A 19,784-nucleotide genomic window follows, 5' to 3' on the forward strand; every position below is an offset into this window, starting at 1 on the left:
AAAATGCTTTTGCTATAGTAAGGCACTTTTTTTAATTCCATCACGGACGTCGTAGTTTCATCATGAATACAGCTCTTTCTGCACGTTTTGTTAAGCGCCTGGCGCTCACCTCGGCTCTCGCCTTCGCGGCCATGGCCTCTGCTCAAGCTGACGACCTCAATATTAAAACCATGATCCCGGGCGTCCCGCAGATTGATGCAGAAGCGTATATCCTGATTGACTACAACTCAGGCAAAGTGCTGGCCGAATCCAACGCCGACGCGCGTCGCGATCCGGCAAGTCTCACCAAAATGATGACCAGCTACGTTATCGGTCAGGCGATGAAAGCCGGCAAGTTCGATGACAATGCGATGGTCACCATCGGGAAAGATGCCTGGGCGACCGGCAACCCGGTGTTTAAAGGCTCTTCCCTGATGTTCCTGCAGCCGGGTATGCAGGTGCCGGTTAACAAGCTGGTACGCGGCATTAACCTGCAGTCCGGTAACGATGCCTGTGTGGCGATGGCCGACTTCGTCGCCGGCAGCCAGGATGCATTCGTTAGCCTGATGAACAGCTACGTTTCTGCCCTGGGCCTGAAAAACACCCACTTCCAGACCGTGCATGGGCTGGATGCAGAGGGTCAGTACAGCTCCGCGCGTGATATGGCGCTGATCGGCCAGGCGCTGATCCGTGACGTTCCGAACGAATACTCTATCTACAAAGAGAAAGAGTTCACCTTCAACAATATCCGCCAGACCAACCGTAACGGCCTGCTGTGGGATACCAGCCTCAACGTAGACGGCATTAAAACCGGCCACACGGATGCTGCAGGGTATAACCTCGTTGCCTCCGCAACCGAAGGACAGATGCGCCTGATCTCTGCGGTGCTCGGCGGCCACACCTACAAAGGGCGTGAAACCGAGAGCAAAAAGCTGCTGACCTGGGGCTTCCGCTTCTTTGAAACCGTTTCTCCGCTGAAGGCCGGGAAAGAGTTCGCCTCAGAGCCAGCCTGGTTTGGTGATAACGATCGCGCGTCCCTGGGCGTGGATAAAGACGTTTATCTGACCATTCCTCGTGGCCGCATGAAAGATCTGAAAGCCAGCTACGTGCTGACCACCTCCGAGCTGCACGCGCCGCTGCAGAAAAATCAGGTTGTTGGCACCATTAACTTCCAGCTTGACGGCAAAACTATCGAGCAGCGTCCGCTGGTTGTGCTGCAAGAGATGCCGGAAGGGAATTTCTTCAGCCGAATCATTGATTACATCAAACTGATGTTCCACCACTGGTTCGGTTAATTATTGAACGCTTGAAAGTGTCGAAGTTGACCCCATATACTTAGCATCAAAGCAACTCCCGCCCGTTGGCGGGAGTTACCATTTTTATTGCCGTAACGCTGGAGCTACCATGAAAACCAAACTGAACGAACTGCTCGAATTCCCAACCTCTTTTACTTACAAAGTAATGGGCCTGGCGAAACCGGAGCTGGTTGATCTGGTCGTTGAGGTAGTGCAGCGCCATGCCCCTGGTGACTACACGCCGCAGGTTAAACCAAGCAGCAAAGGAAACTACCACTCCGTTTCCATTACCATCAATGCAACGCACATTGAGCAGGTTGAAACCCTGTACGAAGAATTAGGCAACATCGAAATCGTTCGTATGGTGCTGTAATCCCACAGCCTGGCTCAGCCCGGCTCAGGCCGGGTTTTTACTGTGATATACTTCCAACCACCTTTTTCTCCTGGAGACACAGTTTTGTCTCAAGACACTATCCTGATCCGCCCCCTCGGCCTGCAGCCTTATGAACCCGTCTCGCAGGCAATGCACGACTTTACCGATACCCGCGATGAAACCACGGCCGACGAAATCTGGCTGGTTGAACACCCGCAGGTCTTCACACAGGGTCAGGCAGGTAAAGCCGAGCACGTGCTGATGCCGGGTGATATCCCTGTCGTCCAAAGCGATCGCGGCGGCCAGGTGACATTTCATGGCCCAGGCCAACAGGTAATGTACCTGCTGCTGAATTTAAAACGACGCAAGCTAGGCGTTCGTGAACTGGTGACCGTGCTGGAACAAACCGTGGTCAACACGCTGGCAGAAATCGGCATTGAAGCTTATCCGCGTGCGGACGCGCCTGGTGTTTATGTCGACGGGCGAAAAATTTGCTCTCTGGGGCTACGGATTCGCAAGGGCTGCTCTTTCCATGGCCTGGCGCTGAACATCAATATGGATCTCTCCCCCTTCCTGCGTATTAATCCGTGCGGCTATGCGGGGCTGGAAATGACGCAGGTCAGCCATTTTGTCGAAGGCATTACCGTGGCCGACGTTCAACCACGGCTGGTAGAAAACTTTATCGCTCTGCTAAACCACCCGCCTTATGAATATCAGTCCGCTGATTAATCAACTGGCCAGCAGGTTTCCTTTGCTGGCCTGATAATACCCTTCGCAAAAACCCGACCGCCCATCAGTTATAATCACTCGTTGAATAATTTATAAACGTCATTATTTAAATAATATGACAGCCCCGAAACCTTTTCTGTCGCTTAATTTTTTTTATTCGTGCTTGGGTTGGCAAAATAACTACGCTAATTCCCCCAAACGCGCCATTTGTATCTATAAATATAATATTCTTTATTTTTTAGCGGAGACCTGACATGGGGCAAAACCCACTGTCTGAGAAAAAAATCGTGGATCGCGATGGCGAAAACAACTATCCCGTATTCAAGACGTTACGTAACATAGATTTAAACTTGCTGACTATTTTTGAGGCCGTCTACATTCATAAAGGCATCGTCAATGCAGCCAGAGTGCTTAACCTCACGCCCTCGGCTATCAGCCAGTCTATCCAAAAGTTGCGCTATATTTTTCCCGATCCCTTATTCATTCGAAAAGGCCAGGGCGTCACGCCCACGGCCTATGCGGCGCACCTGCACGAATATATCAGCCAGGGTCTGGAGTCCATTCTTGGCGCGCTGGATTTTAACAGCAGCAACGACCAGCAGCGCACAATCACAATTGCGACCCAGCCGTCCATTGGGGCTTTAGTTATTCCTAAAGTCTATTCTGCGATCCGCAAAGTTAACCCAAACCTGCTTATTCGTAACGTGCCGATTAACGACGGTGAGTCCCAGCTAAGCCAGTTTCAGACCGACCTGATTATTGATACCAGCCGCCATTACGCCCGCACGATAACCAGCGTGCCGCTGTACCAGGAAAGTATCGCCGTGGTGTGTCGGGAAGGCCACCCGTGCCTTGAGCAGCGCCTGACCCTCGAAGATCTGCAAAACATGGAGCACACCTTCCTGATCATGCAGGATGACCTGCTGCGCGATTTGCGCCAGCAGATTAGCGAGCGCCTGCCTAACCGGCAGATAGCATTCAGCAGCTACAACTATGTCACGCTGTCCTCGCTGCTGGGCAGCAGCGATCTGCTAGGCTTCATGCCCTGGCGGCTGTACGAAATGTTCAAAGAAACCTGGAATCTGCGTGCGGTCGACTGCGACCTGTTTGCCGATAAGACGATGGAAACCAGCATGCATTTTAACAAACTCAGCATTCGGGATACGGTTTTGCAGGAGATAATCAAGGCCATCCACCACGAGTTTGCCTGAGCACCAGTGGTTTTCACCTCTTGCAGGATGTTTCAGAGGTGAACACCATCCCCGTTAACCTGGTATTTAGCACAAAACAACAACCCATTTACAATTCTTTCTCCATTTCATGTTGGGGTATACTGATTCTCCCTGGCCGTGATGATATACTCCCGGCCATTAATTCAAAAATAGTTGATAGATCCTAACTTAGCTTGAATTAGCCTGACTTCATTATCCGCAACTGGAATACGCACCCTATGAGCAAACCCATTGTGATGGAACGCGGCGTTAAATACCGCGACGCCGATAAAATGGCTCTGATCCCGGTTAAAAACGTGGTAACAGAGCGCCAGGAGCTGTTGAGAAAGCCAGAATGGATGAAAATCAAACTTCCGTCTGACTCAACCCGTATCCAGGGCATTAAAGCGGCGATGCGCAAAAATGGGCTGCACTCCGTTTGCGAAGAAGCATCCTGCCCTAACCTCGCTGAATGTTTTAACCACGGCACCGCGACCTTTATGATTCTGGGCGCCATTTGTACGCGCCGTTGCCCATTCTGCGACGTAGCGCATGGCCGCCCGGTGGCACCAGACGCCAACGAGCCTGAAAAACTGGCCCAAACGATTGCCGACATGGGCCTGCGCTACGTGGTCATCACCTCCGTGGATCGCGACGATCTGCGCGACGGCGGTGCCCAGCACTTTGCAGACTGTATTCGTGCTATTCGCGAAAAAAACCCAACCATCAAAATCGAAACGCTGGTTCCGGACTTCCGTGGCCGTATGGATCGCGCGCTGGATATCCTGACAGCGACGCCGCCAGACGTGTTCAACCACAACCTGGAAAACGTGCCGCGCGTCTACCGCAACGTGCGTCCGGGTGCGGACTATAACTGGTCGCTGAAGCTGCTTGAGCGCTTCAAAGAAGCGCATCCGGATATCCCAACCAAGTCCGGCCTGATGGTGGGCCTCGGTGAAACCAACGAAGAAATCATTGAGGTGATGCGCGACCTGCGTCGTCACGGCGTGACCATGCTGACGCTGGGCCAGTATCTGCAGCCTAGCCGTCACCACCTGCCGGTGCAGCGTTACGTCAGCCCTGATGAGTTTGAAGAGATGAAAGCGGAAGCGCTGGCGATGGGCTTTACCCACGCGGCCTGTGGTCCGTTTGTTCGTTCCTCTTACCATGCCGACCTGCAGGCAAAAGGAATGGAAGTGAAGTAACAGTCGTCACACGGTAACAACCGTCACACATTGTTACGTTTAAACTGACGTCCATAAAAAAACCGGCCATCTTGAGCCGGTTTTTTATTTTGCAGCCGTCGGTCAGTCTTTGTGGACGATGCGTTCTGCAGGTGCTTCGGTATCGGACTTCTTGCCGTTGTCGTCTTCAGCCATCGCTTTCTTAAAACCTTTAATGGCAGAACCGAGATCGCCGCCCAGCGTGCGCAGCTTCTTGGTACCAAACAGCAATACGATCAGCGCGCCGACAACCAGCAGCTTAGTAATACTAATCTCTCCCATACCTACCTTCTTTTGTGATGCGTGCCGTGGCAACGGCGAATAAAAGACCTGATTGCATTAACGGACATTTGCCCGCGCGACACAATAGCAATCTGTAACAAGGTGAATCAAGTTTTGCTTAAAAAAACATCATAACATTTGAGGTACCGCAAAGCGTCGGTTGCTCAGCACAGGCAGCATTTGCCTTACCGCCGCCACCCGTTCTGGGGCAATCTCGGCAAAAATCAGCTCTGGTACCTCGGCTGCGGCGGCAACGGTTACGCCCAGCGGATCGACTATCCTACTCTGGCCGATATTTTTAGCCCCGCACTCCCCGGAGGCGACAACATAGCAGGTTGCATCCAGCGCTCTGGCGGCCAGCAGAGTCGCCCAGTGAGCCTCTTTATGAGGGCCTTTGAGCCACGCCGCAGGTAACACCAAAACCTCGGCTCCGTTTAGCGCAAGGCTCAGCGCCATCTCAGGAAAACGCAGGTCATAGCAGGTCATCAGCCCGACGTTCATTCCGGCCACCTTAATCAGGGGGGCGACGCGCTCTCCGGCATCCACCAGCCGGGATTCCTGCACGCTGAAAGCGTCATACAGATGAACTTTTTGATAGCTCGCCGCAATCTCACCGCCGCGGATGGCCAGCAAGGTGTTCGCCGCCCGCCCGTCGTGGGTAGGCACATGCAGCGTTAGCACCGTTGTCATGCCACTCTTCCGGCTTTCAGCCCGCAACAGCTGTACATAGCCACCGTCCAGCGGCTGCGCTGACTTTACCGACATATCCGGGTCGTTGTCATCTCTGGCCATCACCGCCTCCGGCAGCACCAGTAAATCGGCCCCCTTCTGTGCCGCTTGCGCCATCAGCCGTACGCAGGTTGCCGCATTTTCCTGCCAGACGGGCCCCACCACAAACTGCCCTACCGCAACCTTCATATTCGCCTCGCCGCTCAAAGGATTAATTACAGCACATTGGGTATAAATCTCCCGGCCTGAACGCTACACTTTTCAGATTGCTGATGTTTAATAAGGATTAATCGTGATTCAGATGCTATTCGCCGTCTTTATCGGCGGCGGGACAGGCAGCGTAGCACGCTGGTTTCTTAGTATGAAGTTTAATCCCATACACATGGGGATCCCCATCGGGACGTTAATCGCCAACCTGACCGGGGCATTTATTATCGGTCTTGGGCTGGCGCTGTTCAGCCGCTTTAGCCACGTCGACCCGATGTGGAAACTGCTGATTACCACCGGCTTCTGCGGCGGTCTGACGACGTTCTCGACGTTTTCTGCGGAAGTGGTTTTGCTGCTGCAGGACGGGCGGCTTGCCTGGGCGGGTATGAACGTTCTGCTCAACCTTGCAGGCTCTTTTATTATGACCGCGCTCGCATTTTGGCTGGTTTCTCTCTTCGTCAGCCAATAAGCCCCACGGCGTTAATGTTAGCTTAATTTTTCTCTGTCACTATCCCGGCCATGTCTTTGGGGGAGAAGGCGATGAAAGAGCAAATTACCGGCTGGGCGAGCGTGCTGATAAGCGTGGCGATTGTGGGACTGTTTTTGAAATCGTATCTGTTTGCCTGAGCAATGACAGGCAAAAAAAAACCCGCCTTGGCGGGTTTTTATATTCCACTGGTAATGACTTAGATAGGCATTACGTTTGCAGCAGAAGGGCCTTTGGCACCGTTAGTGATTTCAAACTCAACGCGCTGGCCTTCGGCCAGGGTTTTGAAACCATTGCTCTGGATTGCAGAGAAGTGTACGAACACGTCTTTGCTGCCATCTTCCGGAGTAATGAAGCCGAAGCCTTTGGATTCATTAAACCACTTAACGTTACCTTTAATCTTAGACATCAAAATTACCTTTACATGAAAAAACGACACAAATGCTGTGTCGGGCATCAGTACAACAATTGTGGTGGCTTTTGTCCAGTCCAGAATTGCTAAAAAGTGATAAAAGTCGCTAACTTTTTACTAGCTTGCGGATTACACCTTGTTTTTTAAGGGGTATAGAAATCCCCTGTTTTCGCCTGCTTTTAGTCGTACAAAATCAGAACTGGAAGCGCAGCCAGGCAAAGTAGACGTTACCGTTATTGTAGGTGCCGGGAATGTAGGTCATCTGGAAGGTTGCCGGGCCATAGCCGATAGAAGCCAGCGGCAGCACCAGAGGCACGGGGATGTATTTCCAGTTGTCCCGCGCGGTCACGCCGACGGTATAACCCAGCCCCATATGGAAGTTATCGTCACTCAACGGTCGCCAGGTTTTTTCCCAGCCATAACCGCCGATAGGTTCCCATTTGTTAAAGGAATCTTTAAACGCCATCAAATAGATGCCGTTCCAGTTACCGTCCTCATCCCAGCGAGACTGGCCAAAACCAGCGCCCCAGGGCCGCTCGTTATAGCGATCCGTTTTGTCTTTGTCATAGGCAAAGCGGGCGTGCCAGGTAATTGCCGGCACGTAAAGATCGTAATGCTCTGGCTCGTGCCAGGTTTTAGATACCTGGTCGGAGAAGGTCTCCCATGCGTTGCTGAAAAAGCCGCCTTCCGCAGCGGCTGCAGCAGAGGTACTCACCCCAAGTGTGCAAACAAAAATCAAAATTGAGAACAGTTTATTCGTGTAAGTCACGTCGTTATTACCATATTAAAATTCGACTGGTACCTTACTGAATTATATCTCAATGAAAGCTAAATCAGCACATGAGTTGTAAAGAAAATTGTCCAGCATCTGCTGTCAATACGCTGAATTCCCAAATAACTATCAGACAATGATGAATAAACTTGCAAGCCGGAGCGCATAATTATAAACACTCCGGCTCATACACCTTATTTCCGCTTTTTAATAAGCATATATACCGCAGGGATAACCAGCATCGACAGCAGCGGCGCCGTCACCATTCCCCCAATCATCGGCGCGGCAATACGCCTCATCACCTCCGACCCGGTGCCATCGCCCCACATAATCGGCAGTAAACCCGCCATGATGGTGGCCACGGTCATCACCTTTGGCCTGACGCGCAAGACCGCCCCTTCATGAATAGCACGTCGCAGCATGCCGCCATCCTTCACCTCATCGGTTTTCTGATGTTTAATAAGCGCCTGATTTAAATAAAGCACCATGATCACGCCAAATTCAGCAGCAACCCCGGCCAGGGCAATAAAGCCAACGGCACCGGCAACGGACAGGTTATATCCCAGCAGATAAAGCAGCCATACGCCGCCAATTAATGAGAAAGGCAAAGTCCCCATAATTAATAATGCATCGGTCACTCGCGAGAAGGTGACATATAACAGTACGAATATGATTAATAAGGTAAAGGGCAACACAATTTTTAATTTCGCGGTCGCGCGTTCAAGGTATTCAAACTGCCCTGACCACGAAAGCGAAACGCCCTCAGGCAGCTTAACCTGCTCCGCAACTGCGCGCTGCATATCCTCCACGGCCGACTTCAAATCACGCCCACGAAGATCGACATAGATCCAGTTTGAAAGGCGAGCATTTTCGCTTTTCAGCATCGGCGGCCCTTCGGTGATGGAAATATTAGCCAGTTCAGAAAGCGCCAGCTGGCTGCCGTTAGCGGTGATAACGGGTAAATCACGCAGTTTTTGCAGGTTATCACGCAGCTCACGCGGGTAACGCACGTTGATGGGGAAACGTTCACGCCCCTCAATGGTTTCACCTATGTTCTCGCCCCCGATAACCGTGGACACCAGCGACTGCAATTCCTTCACTGAAACGCCGTAGCGCGCCGCTTTGCGACGATCGATGTCGATGTCCACATAGCGCCCGCCGCCCAAACGTTCGGCCAGCGCCGACGTGACGCCGGGCACCTGCTTCACCACGCGCTCAATCTGTTCCGCAACTGACTCGATGGCGGCAATATTATTGCCGTTCACCTTTATTCCGACCGGACTTTTGATCCCGGTAGCCAGCATATCAAGGCGGTTACGAATAGGCGGCACCCACACGTTGGCAATTCCCGGCACTTTGACCACGCTGTCCAGTTCGTTCACCAGCTTGTCCATGGTCATTCCCGGCCGCCACTGGTCACGCGGCTTAAAGCGAATGGTGGTTTCAATCATCGTCAACGGCGCAGGATCGGTGGCCGTTTCGGCGCGCCCGGCTTTGCCAAAGACGGTTTCCACTTCCGGCACGGTTTTTATCAGGCGATCGGTCTGCTGCAGCAATCGCCCTGCCTCACGCGTGGAAATACCCGGCAGCGTCGAAGGCATATACAGCAAATCCCCTTCGTCCAGCGGCGGCATAAACTCGCTCCCCAGCTTGCTTAGCGGCCAAAGCGTTGCCACCAGCAGCACCCCGGCCACCGCCAGCGTGGTTTTCGGCCTGTCGAGCACCTTTTCCAGCACGGGCTCGTAGGCCGCAATCAGCCAGCGGTTGATGGGATTGGCTTTTTCATCAGGGATCTTGCCGCGAATAAACCAGCCCATCAGCACCGGCACCAGCGTTATCCCCAGCCCTGCGGCCACCGCCATAGAATAGGTCTTGGTGAAAGCCAGCGGCGAAAACATCCTGCCCTCCTGCGCCTCAAGAGAGAACACGGGGATAAACGACAGGGTAATGATCAGCAGGCTACAGAACAGCGCCGGCCCCACTTCGACGGCGGCCTGCTGGGATATTTGCCAGTAATCCGCACTGCGTGGCTGCTCTCCCGGATGCTCGTGTCGCCACTGCTCAAGCACCTTGTGCATATTCTCAATCATCACTATCGCCGCATCGACCATCGCGCCAATGGCAATCGCTATCCCGCCCAGCGACATAATATTGGCGTTCACGCCCTGGTAATGCATGACGATAAACGCCCCGAGAATACCGAGCGGCAAGGTGATAATCGCCACCAGCGCGGAGCGGAAGTGAAACAGGAACAGCGAACAAATAATGGCCACCACGATAAACTCTTCCAGCAGCTTGTGGGAGAGCGTTTCTATCGCATTTTCAATCAGATGAGAGCGGTCATAAACCGGAACAATTTCAACGCCGGCGGGCAGGCTCTTCTGCAGCTGCGTCAGCTTGTCTTTTACCGCATTGATGGTTTCAAGGGCATTTTTGCCATAGCGCATGACGATAATGCCGCCTGCAACCTCGCCTTCCCCGTTAAACTCGGCGACGCCCCGACGGATTTCCGGCCCCAGCCTGACGGAAGCGACGTCAGAAAGCAGCACCGGCACGCCGTCGCGGCTGACGATCACCACCTGCTTAAAATCATCCAGACTTTTGAGATAGCCGGAGGTGCGAACCATATACTCAGCCTCCCCCATCTCGAGCACCGAACCGCCCCCTTCCTGATTGGCACTTTTTACCGCATTGATGACCTGCTCATGGGTAATATTCAGCGCCTTCATGCGCTGCGGGTCGAGCACAATCTGGTACTGACGCACCATGCCGCCCACGCTCGCCACTTCGGAAACGTTAGGCACGGTTTTCAGCTCAAATTTCAGCGTCCAGTCCTGCAGGGCTCGCAGATCGGCCAGGCTGTGTTTGCCGGTTCTGTCCACCAGCGCATACTCATACACCCAGCCTACCCCGGTAGCATCCGGCCCCAGCGAGGCTTTGGCTTCCGGCGGCAGCTGCGACTGCACCTGGCTGAGGTATTCCAGTACCCTGGATCGTGCCCAGTAAGGATCGGTCCCGTCGTCGAACAGAATGTAGACATAGGAATCACCGAACATGGAGAACCCACGCACCGTTTTAGCGCCCGGGACGGACAGCATGGTAGTGGTCAGCGGGTACGTGACCTGATCCTCAACGATTTGCGGCGCTTTGCCCGGATAGCTGACCCGCACAATGACCTGCACATCGGAGAGATCCGGGAGTGCATCAAGCGGCGCACGCTGTAGCGACCACAGCCCCCACGCCGCCATAATAATAGCGGCCAGCACCACCAGCAGGCGGTTCTTAAGCGACCAGCGGATAACGGCGGCAATCATTTGTGCGCCTCCGCCATCGGCATCAGGTGAGTAATCACGGCGCCCTGTTCATCATCCATCGTGAAGCTGAACATCACCGCGTCCCCCGGCTTCAGGTTAGTCGGCGATTGCAGCGCAAACGGCATCACCATCGCCCCCCAGTTCAGCGCGGGAATAGGATGATGAGAGATGGTAATGGCATCCGCGCTCACCGCTTTTACCACACCTTCTCCGTCGTAGGTTTTCACCGCTGGCTGAGCTTTGGGCTGCGCGTCCGACTCCGGCAAAGCGCTGCGCAGGCTTGCCTCTGAGTCGATAAGGAACTGGCCGGAAGTGACCACTTTCTCCCCCTCATTCAGCCCGGAACGAATTTCCACCCAGCCTTTATCGCTGATGCCGGGCACCACGTTCACCGGGCGGAAATGGCCGCCCTCTTCGGCAACCAGCACGCGGCTTTGGCTCCCGGTTTCAATCAGCGACTCCTCCGGCACGGCCAGCACGGCGGCGCGCGGCTGCTGGTTCGCCAGACGAACGCTAAGGTACATGCCCGGCTTAAGTTTCATTTTGGGATTATCGAGGACGATACGAGCCTTCAGCGTGCGGGTGGTTGTTTCAAGGTTCGGCAGCAGCTCGCTTACCCGCCCATGGAACATCTCGCCAGGCCAGCTATCGGCGGTAGCCATAATCTCGCTCCCCGGCTGCAGGGCCTGAGCCTGCGACTGAGGGTAATCCACCACGATCCACACCGACTCGAGGCTTGCTACTTCGAACAGCGGCGCATTCGCGGTAACCTGCTGCCCCTCCCGCGCCTCAAGCTTATTCACATATCCGGCGAGCTTCGCGCGAACGGTAACGCGAGTTTGTGATTTACCGCTGCGTTCAACCTGGCGAATCACCTCTGCGGGCATAAACTGCAGCTGTAATCGTTCTCTCGCCGCCGCGGTCAAAGCGCTGTCTCCCAGCTTGCGCACGGCCAGATACTCCTGCTGCGCGGCGGTCCACTCCGGGAACCACAGCTGTGCCAGCGGCTCCCCGGCTTTCACATACTGCTGTGGCGCTTTGACATACAGCGTCTCAACAATACCGTTGGCGCTGGCCGGGATTATCTGCACGCTGCGTTCATCAAGCGTAACGGTCGCGAAAGCCGCAAACGGCACGCTCAGCGCCCTACGTTCAACGGCTGCCGTCTTAATACCCAGGTTCTGTTGCTGGCGATTACTGACCGTCACGCCGCCGTCGCTGGCTACTTCATCTGCATAACGAGGCACCAGCGCCATATCCATAAACGGCGATTTACCAGGCTTGTCGAACCGCTGCCCCGGCACCATAGGATCGTACCAGTAAAGCACTTTACGCCCGCTCTCCTGCCGGGCCTGAGACTCTGGGTGTGGGTGAGAGATTTGCTGCTTCCCGGCGTAATAACCTGCGGCCAGCGCGGCAACAACCGCCACCGCCAGCAGGGAAAAAGTAAGTGATTTTTTCATTAGTTAACATCCTGAGGCGTAAGGTAGCGAATCGCGGCCCAGTTGGTGGCAACGGCTTTTTCAGCGCTGCTGGCGGTAAGTTCGCTGTCCAGAAGATCCCGGCGGGCGGCAAGCAGTTCAGCCAGAGAAGACTGCCCAGCGCGATACTGTGACTCCAGCAGCGACAGGCGCTGGCGCTGAAGCGGCAAAGCCTGGTCCTGCTGACGCTGCCAGACGCTTTGCGCGGCCTGGTAATTCGCCACCAGCGAGTGAACCAGCGCAATACGTTCCCGGCGAGCAAGTGCTAACTGATCGTTCGCTTCCATCGCCCGTGAAACATCTGCAGAGTAGTCTTTGTCCTGCCGCTGAGGCTTAAATAGCGGAAGATCGACGGTAAACATCACGCCCGCCATATCGTCATAACCTTCGGCGCGGCGACCGTAATAAACCTCAACGCCAACGTCAGGTTTGGCAGCCACCGCAGACTGCGCTGATTTCGCGCGAGCAACGTCAGCTTCACGAGCGGCTTCAACCACCTCCGGATGCTGCATCACGCCCTCTTCAAGCACCTCAGGTGAGGCCGGTAATCGCTGGTAGCGAGGCAGCGCGCCGTTCACGCTGTCTACGGTCTGCCCGGTCAACTGCAACAGCCGCGTTTGCGCCAGCGTGACATCACGTTCGGCAAGCGTGACCTTGTCCTGCATGGTGAGCAGCGTCATGCGGATATCCACCACGCCGGAGGCAGGCGAACTGCCGCTGGCAACGGTGGCTTTCTGGACGCTAACCTGCCGCTCGGTTTCGTTGACCAGCTTGCGGGCGGCAGTAAGCACTCGCTCAGACAGGGCGAGATCCAGCCACGCCTGCGCGGTATCACGCTGAAGGTTGGCGCGAATAACTTCGGCTTTTGCCTGGCTGCTGGCCGACTGCGCCAGAATGGTGTCCGCCTTGCGGTCGCGTTTTTCCTCGCTGACGTAATCCTGCATGATGCCGATGCGCTGCATCGTCATTCCGTCCCGGCTAAAGCGGTGATTATTGCTGCCCTGCACCGGCACGTTTTCAATACCAAACTTCAGCTTAGGGTCAGGCAACTGTCGGGCAGAGTCGGCCATCGCGTTTAGCGCGTCGCTCTGGTTACGGTTGGCGGACAGCGCCGCAGAATAGTGTTCGGCGGCCAGCAGAGTCTGTTGCAGGCTGAACTCTGCCGCCTGAGCGGCAGAGACAGACGCAGTCAACAGCACCCCGCCGAGCCAGAGGCTCAGGGTGTGTCGTTTCATGGCAACCTCGGTTAGTTAAGCGGGGTTACGGAAACCAGCTGATACCCGGCTGCATGCCGGGCGAAAGAGAAAGCAATCTTCTCCCCCAAGGCTAACGCCGGCAGCGAACCGTCTTTCGGCAAAGCGAACGTCATGGTCATGGCTGGCCAGCCAAGCCCGGCGACGGGGTGATGGGCAATAGAGACCGTATCGGCGGTGATTTTCTTCACTACGCCCTCGGTTTTGTAGACCTGAGCAGAAGGGACGGCATCAGAAGACATCGACATGCCTGGCATATCGGACATCCCCTTCATGGAGGACATATCGTGAGAAGTTTCAGCGGAAAAAACAGGGAAAGCGGCAACAACAAGCAGCGCACAGGCCGCAGCAGAACGAATAGCGTTAAACATAATTTATCTCCAAAAACACGGTCAAAGGGAAACAGGGCTAAGCCCCAAAGCATTGACGGTGCTGGAGTTATTCTCTAAAACGGCAAAAACGAATGGTTGCCGGGGGTCCTGTTGCTGGAGGTGTAGCGTAAGGCGTGGATTCAACGGCCGTTGAGCACTGAGGCGCAATTAGCGCGAGCGAGTCGGTAACCGGTAAAGCCACCGGGGAACTGTGCCCGTTGTCTTTTTGCATCGCATCAGGCACACAGTGCTTTTCGCACAGCGGATTGCTGAGTTTCGCCTGCATCGCCTTATCAGGCATCTGCATCGAACCTTCATGTTGGGCTACCATTGGGCCAGCGGTCATATCCACCGGGCAATCGTAAGAGGCTATCGCCACCTGACTGTTGACAAAAAACCAGCCCAACGCCAACAGCAGCATCAAAAGATGCTTTCTGATAAAGCGCCAGCGGCCTGTCGACCAGAGGGAGGTGTGCAGCATAATAACCCCGACATGAAAGTGACCGGCAGTATAAGCAGCAGTACATCGCGTTTTAAAGCGTTTTTTAAATGCTTTACGAAAAACCCCATCGCTAACAAATCAGCAAAATAATTATCACTTCCGCGCAACGAATTGCCGGTTTTACCCACAATTTTCGTGCAACTTTTATTCTCTCTTTTTCATCATCACCTTCAATAAACGTAATGCAGCCTGCAAAACCTTTATCTAAAGTTGATCCGTTGCAATCAAAATTGATGTTCATCAGAAACTCTAAACGGGTTCTGAGGCAAATTCTTAGCCCTTTACAGTCGGCTGTAAAAAAACACTTTTTAATTTTCTGAAAGAAAACCTTTTTTAGCGGCAAGCGTAAGGACGCCGAAGAGCGCCTTAACGCACCTGGGGATATCATGCTTACAATTCTGGAACTGATTATTGGAGTGGTGGTGATTGTGGGCGTCGCCCGCTACATCATCAAAGGCTACTCGGCCACCGGCGTACTGTTTGTCGGCGGCTTATTGCTGCTTATCGCCAGCGCGCTGATGGGGCATAAAGTGTTGCCAGCCAGCGCAGAAGGCACCGGCTACACCGCTACGGACATTTTTGAATACGTCAAAATCCTGCTGATGAGCCGCGGCGGTGACCTCGGCATGATGATCATGATGCTCTGCGGTTTTGCCGCCTACATGACCCACATCGGCGCCAACGATGTGGTGGTCAAGCTGGCGTCTAAGCCCCTGAAGTTCATCAACTCGCCTTATTTACTGATGATTGCCGCCTACTTCGTCGCCTGCCTGATGTCGCTGGCGGTCTCATCCGCAACCGGCCTTGGCGTACTGTTAATGGCAACGCTGTTCCCGGTCATGGTCAACGTCGGCATCAGCCGCGGCGCTGCGGCGGCTATATGTGCCTCTCCGGCGGCCATTATTCTGGCCCCGACCTCCGGCGATGTCGTGCTGGCGGCGCAGGCTTCTGAAATGTCGCTGGTCGATTTCGCGTTTAAAACAACGATTCCTATCTCCATTGCGGCCATCATCAGCATGGCGATTGCGCACTTCTTCTGGCAGCGCTATCTCGATAAAAAAGAGCACATCACCCACGAAATGCTGGACGTGACTGAAATTCAGACCACCGCGCCCTCTTTCTACGCCCTGCTGCCGTTTACGCCGATCATCGGCGTGCTGATTTTCGACGGCAAATGGGGCCCGCAGCTGCATATCATTACCATCCTGGTGATTTGTATTCTGATTGCCGCCCTGATTGAGTTTTTCCGCAGCTTCAATACCCAGCACGTCTTCTCCGGTATGGAAGTGTGCTACCGCGGCATGGCGGATGCTTTCGCCAACGTGGTGATGCTGTTGGTTGCCGCCGGCGTATTTGCCCAGGGGCTGAGCACCATCGGCTTTATTCAAAGCCTGATCTCAATTGCCACCTCGTTTGGCTCGGCGAGTATTATTTTGATGCTGGTGCTGGTCGTGCTGACCATGCTGGCGGCCATGACCACCGGCTCCGGTAACGCACCGTTCTACGCCTTCGTTGAAATGATCCCGAAACTGGCCCACTCTTCCGGCATTAATCCGGCTTACCTGACCATTCCGATGCTGCAGGCCTCCAACCTTGGGCGCACGATTTCCCCGGTGTCCGGCGTCGTGGTTGCCGTCGCAGGGATGGCAAAAATCTCACCTTTTGAGGTGGTAAAACGCACATCTGTTCCGGTTGCCGTCGGCCTCATCGTGGTGATTATCGCCACGGAGATTCTGGTTCCTGCTGCGGCGATCGTTCACTAAAAGACTCTCGCCTTCGCTAAAAGCGCCTGCGTAAGGCGCTTTTTTTATGCCTATAATAAGCCCGCCTCCAGGACAGATAAGAGAATAACGATGAATTTCACCCCGCGTCATTTACTGCTTTGCGCCCCGCTTTTCCTCAGCCCGCTCGCTTTCGCCGACTCGCTGCAGCCCAGCCAGTACGGGGATTTTAACCGTTACGTGCTGGCGCTTTCCTGGCAAACCGGCTTCTGCCAGAGCATGCACGATCGCAACCGCAACGAGCCCGCCGAGTGTAAAGCTCAGCAGGAACAGGCGGATAAAAGCGCATACCTTACCGTTCATGGCCTGTGGCCAGGGTTACCCAAGTCCATCGCCTCGCGCGGCGTGGATGAAAAACGCTGGATGCGTTACGGCTGTGCGACTCGCCCCATCCCGAATATGGCCGAAGCCAGAGCCTCAAACAAATGCGCTGCGCCGGATACCGGGCTTTCCGTTGAAATGGCGTCAAAACTGGCGGGTGTGATGCCCGGCGCTGGAGGCCAGTCCTGCCTTGAGCGCTACGAATACGCCAAACATGGCGTTTGCTTTGGTTTTAACCCGGACGATTACTTCGGCACGATGGTACGGCTTAACGGCGAAGTGAAGCAGAGCGAGTTTGGTAAATTTCTTGCCCAGAACTACGGCCAGGTGGTAACGCGTAAGGCGTTCAACAAAGCCGTGAAGAACACCTGGGGCAGCGACGCCGTCGAGGCCATCAAGCTAACCTGCGACGGCAATCCGGCCTTTCTCACGGAAATGCAGATCTCACTGCTGGCAGATAAGATCAACCAGCCGCTGCAAAGCGCCTCGTTTGCACCGCAAAAACATCCCGGTAACTGCGGGAAAAGCTTCCGCCTGGATGCGGTTGGCTACTGAGCAAAGATAAATACTGAAGTCAAAAATTAATCGCATCACTATTTGTTCAGGTTTTTTGGTTATAGCCTTCAGGTATCGGAACTGGAGGTCACCATGAGCAGAACAAAACGGTATTTACTGCAGTTAAAAGCGCAGTTTGAGCAGGAAGGTAAAAAGCAAAAACTGCTGGGATGCATCTGGCTCTCGCCACAGCAGCGCTACGAGATCCTCAAAGAGCTTCTGCTGCCGATTGCAGAACACCATGTTCGTTAAAATCACTCGGGCCAGCGTATAAAACGCTGGCCCGCTCGTTCGATAATTCGAAAATACATCTCTTCTGCTACGGAATTACCGAACTGAAAGCCTGAATTAATAACCTGCGGCTTTATTAGCAGCCTTAATTCTTTCATTTCTCATATTTTTATCATGCGAGTCTTTGGCATTTAATATTTCACCCGTCGCGCTGATAAAATCCGAGGCCGTACAGCCGGTTAGCAGTAGCGCCGTAGAGAAAAAAACCGCTTTAAGCATAGAACCATCCATGATGAAATTAATACTAACAATATCAACAAACTAGATTAAAAACACAAAGAAACTGCATTTCCCAATGATATTCAACGGGCGTGGATTTTAGCCAGCGTGAAAATAAACACAAGAATTTTCCGCCCCGTTGAAATAAATTACCCATAAAGGATTACTGCCAGAAAAACATAATAAAAACACAGTCGTTCTACTGTCTGCCGACAACTGGATATCCCCCTGGGTAAATTCTATCCCCCATATCCTCCGCCTGCGAGCCAAACCCGACACGGGTGCATGTCAGATTTTTTCTGACCAAACAATTCCCGCGCTCACCTTTCACTCTGATTATTTTGATTGTTTGAACTTCATCCCAAAATGTAAACGAACATGACAGAGTTCGTTTACAGCCGCCCCAATGTTACCGATATCATGTTACCGGTATCAGCACCACCTGAAGGCACGCCTCTGGTGCATTCATCCAAAAATTCGGCCTTGGGGAAATAAAATGACCGAAATAACAACAAGTTTAGGCGCAGGAACCCTGTTGGGCATTGCAGCCTGCTCCGTCGTGCTCCTGCTCGTTTTGATCATGCGCTTTCGCGTGCATGCCTTCCTGGCGCTAACCCTGGTGAGCGTCGCAGTGGCGCTGGTCACCGGCGTTCCTTTCGATAAAATCGTGCCGACGATTCTGGGCGGCTTTGGCAGCACCCTGGCGGGAGTCGCCTTACTGGTTGGGCTTGGGGCCATGATCGGCCGCCTGCTGGAAATCTCCGGCGGGGCGAAAGTGCTGGCCGATACCCTGGTGGGCACGTTCGGTTCGCACCGGGCGCCTTTCGCGCTTGGCGTCGCGTCCCTGCTGTTCGGCTTCCCTATCTTCTTCGACGCAGGCCTGGTGGTGATGCTGCCGATTATTTTCAGCGTGGCGAAGCAGTTTGGCGGCTCAACCCTGAAATATGCGCTCCCGGCGGCCGGTGCCTTTGCCGTGATGCATGCGCTCCTGCCTCCCCATCCTGGCCCGGTTGCCGCCAGTGAACTGCTGGGTGCCAACATCGGGCTGCTGGTCGTCGTGGGGCTGATTATCGCCATCCCGACCTGGTATATCGGGGCCTATCTCTTCGGGCTGTATGCCGGGAAGAAATTCGACATTCCGCTGCCGAGCTCCTTCCTGGGCAAAATTGAGGCAGACGAGAATCATCAGCCGCCGTCTTTCGGCATGGTGATGACAATTTTACTGCTACCGCTGGGGCTTATCTTCCTGGATACCGGCCTCAATACCGCCACGGTGCTCGGCTGGGTCAGCGCGGACAACACGCTGGTTAACTTCTTACGCATGCTGGGCAAGACGCCTATTGCGCTGCTGATCACCGTGTTCTTTGCGCTGATGGTCTTCAGCGGCAAGCACGGCCGTCAGCACCTGGAAAAAGTCTGTGACGGCGCCCTCGGCCCGATCTGCGGCATTATTCTGGTTACCGGCGCGGGCGGTATGTTCGGCGGCGTACTGCGTGCAAGCGGCATCGGCGATGCGCTGGCCGGCGTGCTCTCAGACACCGGCATGCCGGTTATTGTGGCCGCATTCGTTATCTCAACCGCGCTTCGCGTCGCTCAGGGGTCTGCCACCGTCGCACTGACCACCACCGCCGCGCTGGTCTCACCGATGGTCGAAGCCACAACCGGCCTGAGCCAGTTTGACCTGTGCTTTATCGTTATCGCTATCGCGGGCGGCGCAACCGTGCTGTCTCACGTGAACGACTCCGGCTTCTGGCTGGTGGGCCGCTTCCTGGAAATGGATGAGAAAACAACGCTGAAAACCTGGACCGTGATGGAAACGCTGATCGGGACCATCGCCTTCCTGCTGGCGGCATTGGGCAGCGTGATTTTGTAAGCGCTGCGGGTAAAAGCAAAATGTGACCGATCTCGCTTTCAACTGCAGGCTAAGCTCAGTATCATCAGGATTACATGTACAACCCTCGCCGGTTTCGGTGAGGGTTTTTCTTTGTACGATTTCA

General features: G+C 54.3%; 20 protein-coding genes. 10 read left to right on the plus strand and 10 right to left on the minus strand.

Translation table 11 applies throughout. The annotated features are described in order from the left end of the window. Positions 1-62 precede the first annotated feature (62 nt). The 5 genes from dacA to lipA all read left to right on the plus strand — a co-directional run bounded on the left by dacA (position 63) and on the right by lipA (position 4,792). Entirely contained in the window at positions 63-1,274 is a 1,212-nt protein-coding gene (gene dacA, locus JT31_RS06360) for a D-alanyl-D-alanine carboxypeptidase DacA (protein WP_038474732.1), read from the plus strand. A 109-nt stretch (positions 1,275-1,383) separates the two neighbouring features. After that, positions 1,384-1,647 carry a DUF493 family protein YbeD gene (gene ybeD, locus JT31_RS06365; protein ID WP_008456041.1) on the plus strand — a complete coding sequence of 88 codons (264 nt, stop codon included), beginning with the start codon at positions 1,384-1,386 and terminating at the stop codon, positions 1,645-1,647. Positions 1,648-1,731: 84 nt separating this feature from the next. Continuing rightward, a complete protein-coding gene (gene lipB / locus JT31_RS06370) occupies positions 1,732-2,376 on the plus strand; it encodes a lipoyl(octanoyl) transferase LipB (RefSeq protein WP_038474735.1) in 645 nt (214 codons plus the stop codon). A gap of 254 nt (positions 2,377-2,630) precedes the next feature. Further along, positions 2,631-3,587 (plus strand): YbeF family transcriptional regulator, encoded by a 957-nt coding sequence (locus JT31_RS06375; RefSeq protein ID WP_038474738.1) that lies wholly within the window; start codon positions 2,631-2,633, stop codon positions 3,585-3,587. Between the two features lie 239 nt (positions 3,588-3,826). Further along, positions 3,827-4,792, plus strand: a complete 966-nt coding sequence (gene lipA, locus JT31_RS06380) for a lipoyl synthase (RefSeq protein ID WP_038474741.1) — start codon at positions 3,827-3,829, stop codon at positions 4,790-4,792. Between the two features lie 102 nt (positions 4,793-4,894). Here the strand turns inward: lipA and tatE are convergent, their stop codons facing one another. Both tatE and JT31_RS06390 read right to left on the minus strand, forming a co-directional pair. Continuing rightward, positions 4,895-5,092 (minus strand): twin-arginine translocase subunit TatE, encoded by a 198-nt coding sequence (gene tatE / locus JT31_RS06385; protein WP_038474744.1) that lies wholly within the window; start codon positions 5,090-5,092, stop codon positions 4,895-4,897. Positions 5,093-5,221: 129 nt separating this feature from the next. Next, positions 5,222-6,010, minus strand: coding sequence for a deaminated glutathione amidase (locus JT31_RS06390; RefSeq protein WP_038474747.1), 789 nt, complete (start codon positions 6,008-6,010; stop codon positions 5,222-5,224). Positions 6,011-6,113: 103 nt separating this feature from the next. Between JT31_RS06390 and crcB the strand changes: the two genes are divergently transcribed. Further along, positions 6,114-6,497 carry a fluoride efflux transporter CrcB gene (crcB, locus tag JT31_RS06395; protein WP_038474751.1) on the plus strand — a complete coding sequence of 128 codons (384 nt, stop codon included), beginning with the start codon at positions 6,114-6,116 and terminating at the stop codon, positions 6,495-6,497. Between the two features lie 217 nt (positions 6,498-6,714). On the opposite strand, the gene cspE is transcribed toward crcB, so the two are convergent. The 7 genes from cspE to JT31_RS06430 form a co-directional block, all read right to left on the minus strand. Continuing rightward, positions 6,715-6,924, minus strand: coding sequence for a transcription antiterminator/RNA stability regulator CspE (gene cspE / locus JT31_RS06400; RefSeq protein WP_004100146.1), 210 nt, complete (start codon positions 6,922-6,924; stop codon positions 6,715-6,717). 196 nt (positions 6,925-7,120) lie between these two features. Beyond that, complete coding sequence (gene pagP, locus JT31_RS06405; RefSeq protein ID WP_419177770.1) at positions 7,121-7,642, minus strand: lipid IV(A) palmitoyltransferase PagP; 522 nt, start codon at positions 7,640-7,642, stop codon at positions 7,121-7,123. 251 nt (positions 7,643-7,893) lie between these two features. After that, positions 7,894-11,013, minus strand: a complete 3,120-nt coding sequence (locus JT31_RS06410) for an efflux RND transporter permease subunit (protein WP_038474755.1) — start codon at positions 11,011-11,013, stop codon at positions 7,894-7,896. After that, positions 11,010-12,476, minus strand: coding sequence for an efflux RND transporter periplasmic adaptor subunit (locus tag JT31_RS06415; RefSeq protein WP_038474758.1), 1,467 nt, complete (start codon positions 12,474-12,476; stop codon positions 11,010-11,012). Before JT31_RS06415 ends, JT31_RS06410 begins: the two co-directional genes overlap by 4 nt. Then, positions 12,476-13,729: a TolC family protein gene (locus JT31_RS06420; RefSeq protein WP_038474761.1), complete on the minus strand. Its 1,254-nt coding sequence runs from the start codon at positions 13,727-13,729 to the stop codon at positions 12,476-12,478. Before JT31_RS06420 ends, JT31_RS06415 begins: the two co-directional genes overlap by 1 nt. Positions 13,730-13,740: 11 nt before the next feature. Then, positions 13,741-14,118 (minus strand): copper-binding protein, encoded by a 378-nt coding sequence (locus JT31_RS06425; protein ID WP_052048976.1) that lies wholly within the window; start codon positions 14,116-14,118, stop codon positions 13,741-13,743. Between the two features lie 67 nt (positions 14,119-14,185). Beyond that, positions 14,186-14,599, minus strand: a complete 414-nt coding sequence (locus JT31_RS06430; protein WP_326979644.1) for a DUF2946 domain-containing protein — start codon at positions 14,597-14,599, stop codon at positions 14,186-14,188. Positions 14,600-15,006: 407 nt separating this feature from the next. Between JT31_RS06430 and dcuC the strand changes: the two genes are divergently transcribed. The 3 genes from dcuC to JT31_RS23875 all read left to right on the plus strand — a co-directional run bounded on the left by dcuC (position 15,007) and on the right by JT31_RS23875 (position 17,529). Further along, a complete protein-coding gene (dcuC, locus tag JT31_RS06440) occupies positions 15,007-16,383 on the plus strand; it encodes an anaerobic C4-dicarboxylate transporter DcuC (protein ID WP_038474767.1) in 1,377 nt (458 codons plus the stop codon). A 90-nt stretch (positions 16,384-16,473) separates the two neighbouring features. Then, entirely contained in the window at positions 16,474-17,277 is an 804-nt protein-coding gene (rna, locus tag JT31_RS06445) for a ribonuclease I (protein WP_038474770.1), read from the plus strand. Positions 17,278-17,370: 93 nt separating this feature from the next. Then, positions 17,371-17,529, plus strand: a complete 159-nt coding sequence (locus JT31_RS23875) for a hypothetical protein (RefSeq protein WP_158399822.1) — start codon at positions 17,371-17,373, stop codon at positions 17,527-17,529. A 96-nt stretch (positions 17,530-17,625) separates the two neighbouring features. Here the strand turns inward: JT31_RS23875 and JT31_RS23935 are convergent, their stop codons facing one another. Then, a complete protein-coding gene (locus JT31_RS23935) occupies positions 17,626-17,787 on the minus strand; it encodes a hypothetical protein (RefSeq protein WP_167549831.1) in 162 nt (53 codons plus the stop codon). A 496-nt stretch (positions 17,788-18,283) separates the two neighbouring features. Here JT31_RS23935 and JT31_RS06450 point away from each other — a divergent pair, with 496 nt between their 5' ends. Next, positions 18,284-19,660: a GntP family permease gene (locus JT31_RS06450; protein WP_038474773.1), complete on the plus strand. Its 1,377-nt coding sequence runs from the start codon at positions 18,284-18,286 to the stop codon at positions 19,658-19,660. Positions 19,661-19,784 lie beyond the last annotated feature (124 nt).

The organism is Cedecea neteri, assembly GCF_000757825.1.
GTDB lineage: Bacteria > Pseudomonadota > Gammaproteobacteria > Enterobacterales > Enterobacteriaceae > Cedecea > Cedecea selenatireducens.

Excerpts from the sequence above, each read along its gene's own strand:
- ybeD (WP_008456041.1), top strand. The coding sequence starts at position 1,384 with ATGAAAACCAAACTGAACGAACTGCTCGAATTCCCAACCTCTTTTACT.
- lipA (WP_038474741.1), top strand. The coding sequence starts at position 3,827 with ATGAGCAAACCCATTGTGATGGAACGCGGCGTTAAATACCGCGACGCC.
- JT31_RS06425 (WP_052048976.1), bottom strand. The coding sequence starts at position 14,118 with ATGTTTAACGCTATTCGTTCTGCTGCGGCCTGTGCGCTGCTTGTTGTT.
- JT31_RS06450 (WP_038474773.1), top strand. The coding sequence starts at position 18,284 with ATGACCGAAATAACAACAAGTTTAGGCGCAGGAACCCTGTTGGGCATT.
- JT31_RS06430 (WP_326979644.1), bottom strand. The coding sequence starts at position 14,599 with ATGCTGCACACCTCCCTCTGGTCGACAGGCCGCTGGCGCTTTATCAGA.
- JT31_RS23875 (WP_158399822.1), top strand. The coding sequence starts at position 17,371 with ATGAGCAGAACAAAACGGTATTTACTGCAGTTAAAAGCGCAGTTTGAG.
- JT31_RS06390 (WP_038474747.1), bottom strand. The coding sequence starts at position 6,010 with ATGAAGGTTGCGGTAGGGCAGTTTGTGGTGGGGCCCGTCTGGCAGGAA.
- cspE (WP_004100146.1), bottom strand. The coding sequence starts at position 6,924 with ATGTCTAAGATTAAAGGTAACGTTAAGTGGTTTAATGAATCCAAAGGC.
- JT31_RS06420 (WP_038474761.1), bottom strand. The coding sequence starts at position 13,729 with ATGAAACGACACACCCTGAGCCTCTGGCTCGGCGGGGTGCTGTTGACT.
- dcuC (WP_038474767.1), top strand. The coding sequence starts at position 15,007 with ATGCTTACAATTCTGGAACTGATTATTGGAGTGGTGGTGATTGTGGGC.
- JT31_RS06410 (WP_038474755.1), bottom strand. The coding sequence starts at position 11,013 with ATGATTGCCGCCGTTATCCGCTGGTCGCTTAAGAACCGCCTGCTGGTG.
- JT31_RS06415 (WP_038474758.1), bottom strand. The coding sequence starts at position 12,476 with ATGAAAAAATCACTTACTTTTTCCCTGCTGGCGGTGGCGGTTGTTGCC.
- tatE (WP_038474744.1), bottom strand. The coding sequence starts at position 5,092 with ATGGGAGAGATTAGTATTACTAAGCTGCTGGTTGTCGGCGCGCTGATC.
- rna (WP_038474770.1), top strand. The coding sequence starts at position 16,474 with ATGAATTTCACCCCGCGTCATTTACTGCTTTGCGCCCCGCTTTTCCTC.
- dacA (WP_038474732.1), top strand. The coding sequence starts at position 63 with ATGAATACAGCTCTTTCTGCACGTTTTGTTAAGCGCCTGGCGCTCACC.
- JT31_RS06375 (WP_038474738.1), top strand. The coding sequence starts at position 2,631 with ATGGGGCAAAACCCACTGTCTGAGAAAAAAATCGTGGATCGCGATGGC.
- JT31_RS23935 (WP_167549831.1), bottom strand. The coding sequence starts at position 17,787 with ATGCTTAAAGCGGTTTTTTTCTCTACGGCGCTACTGCTAACCGGCTGT.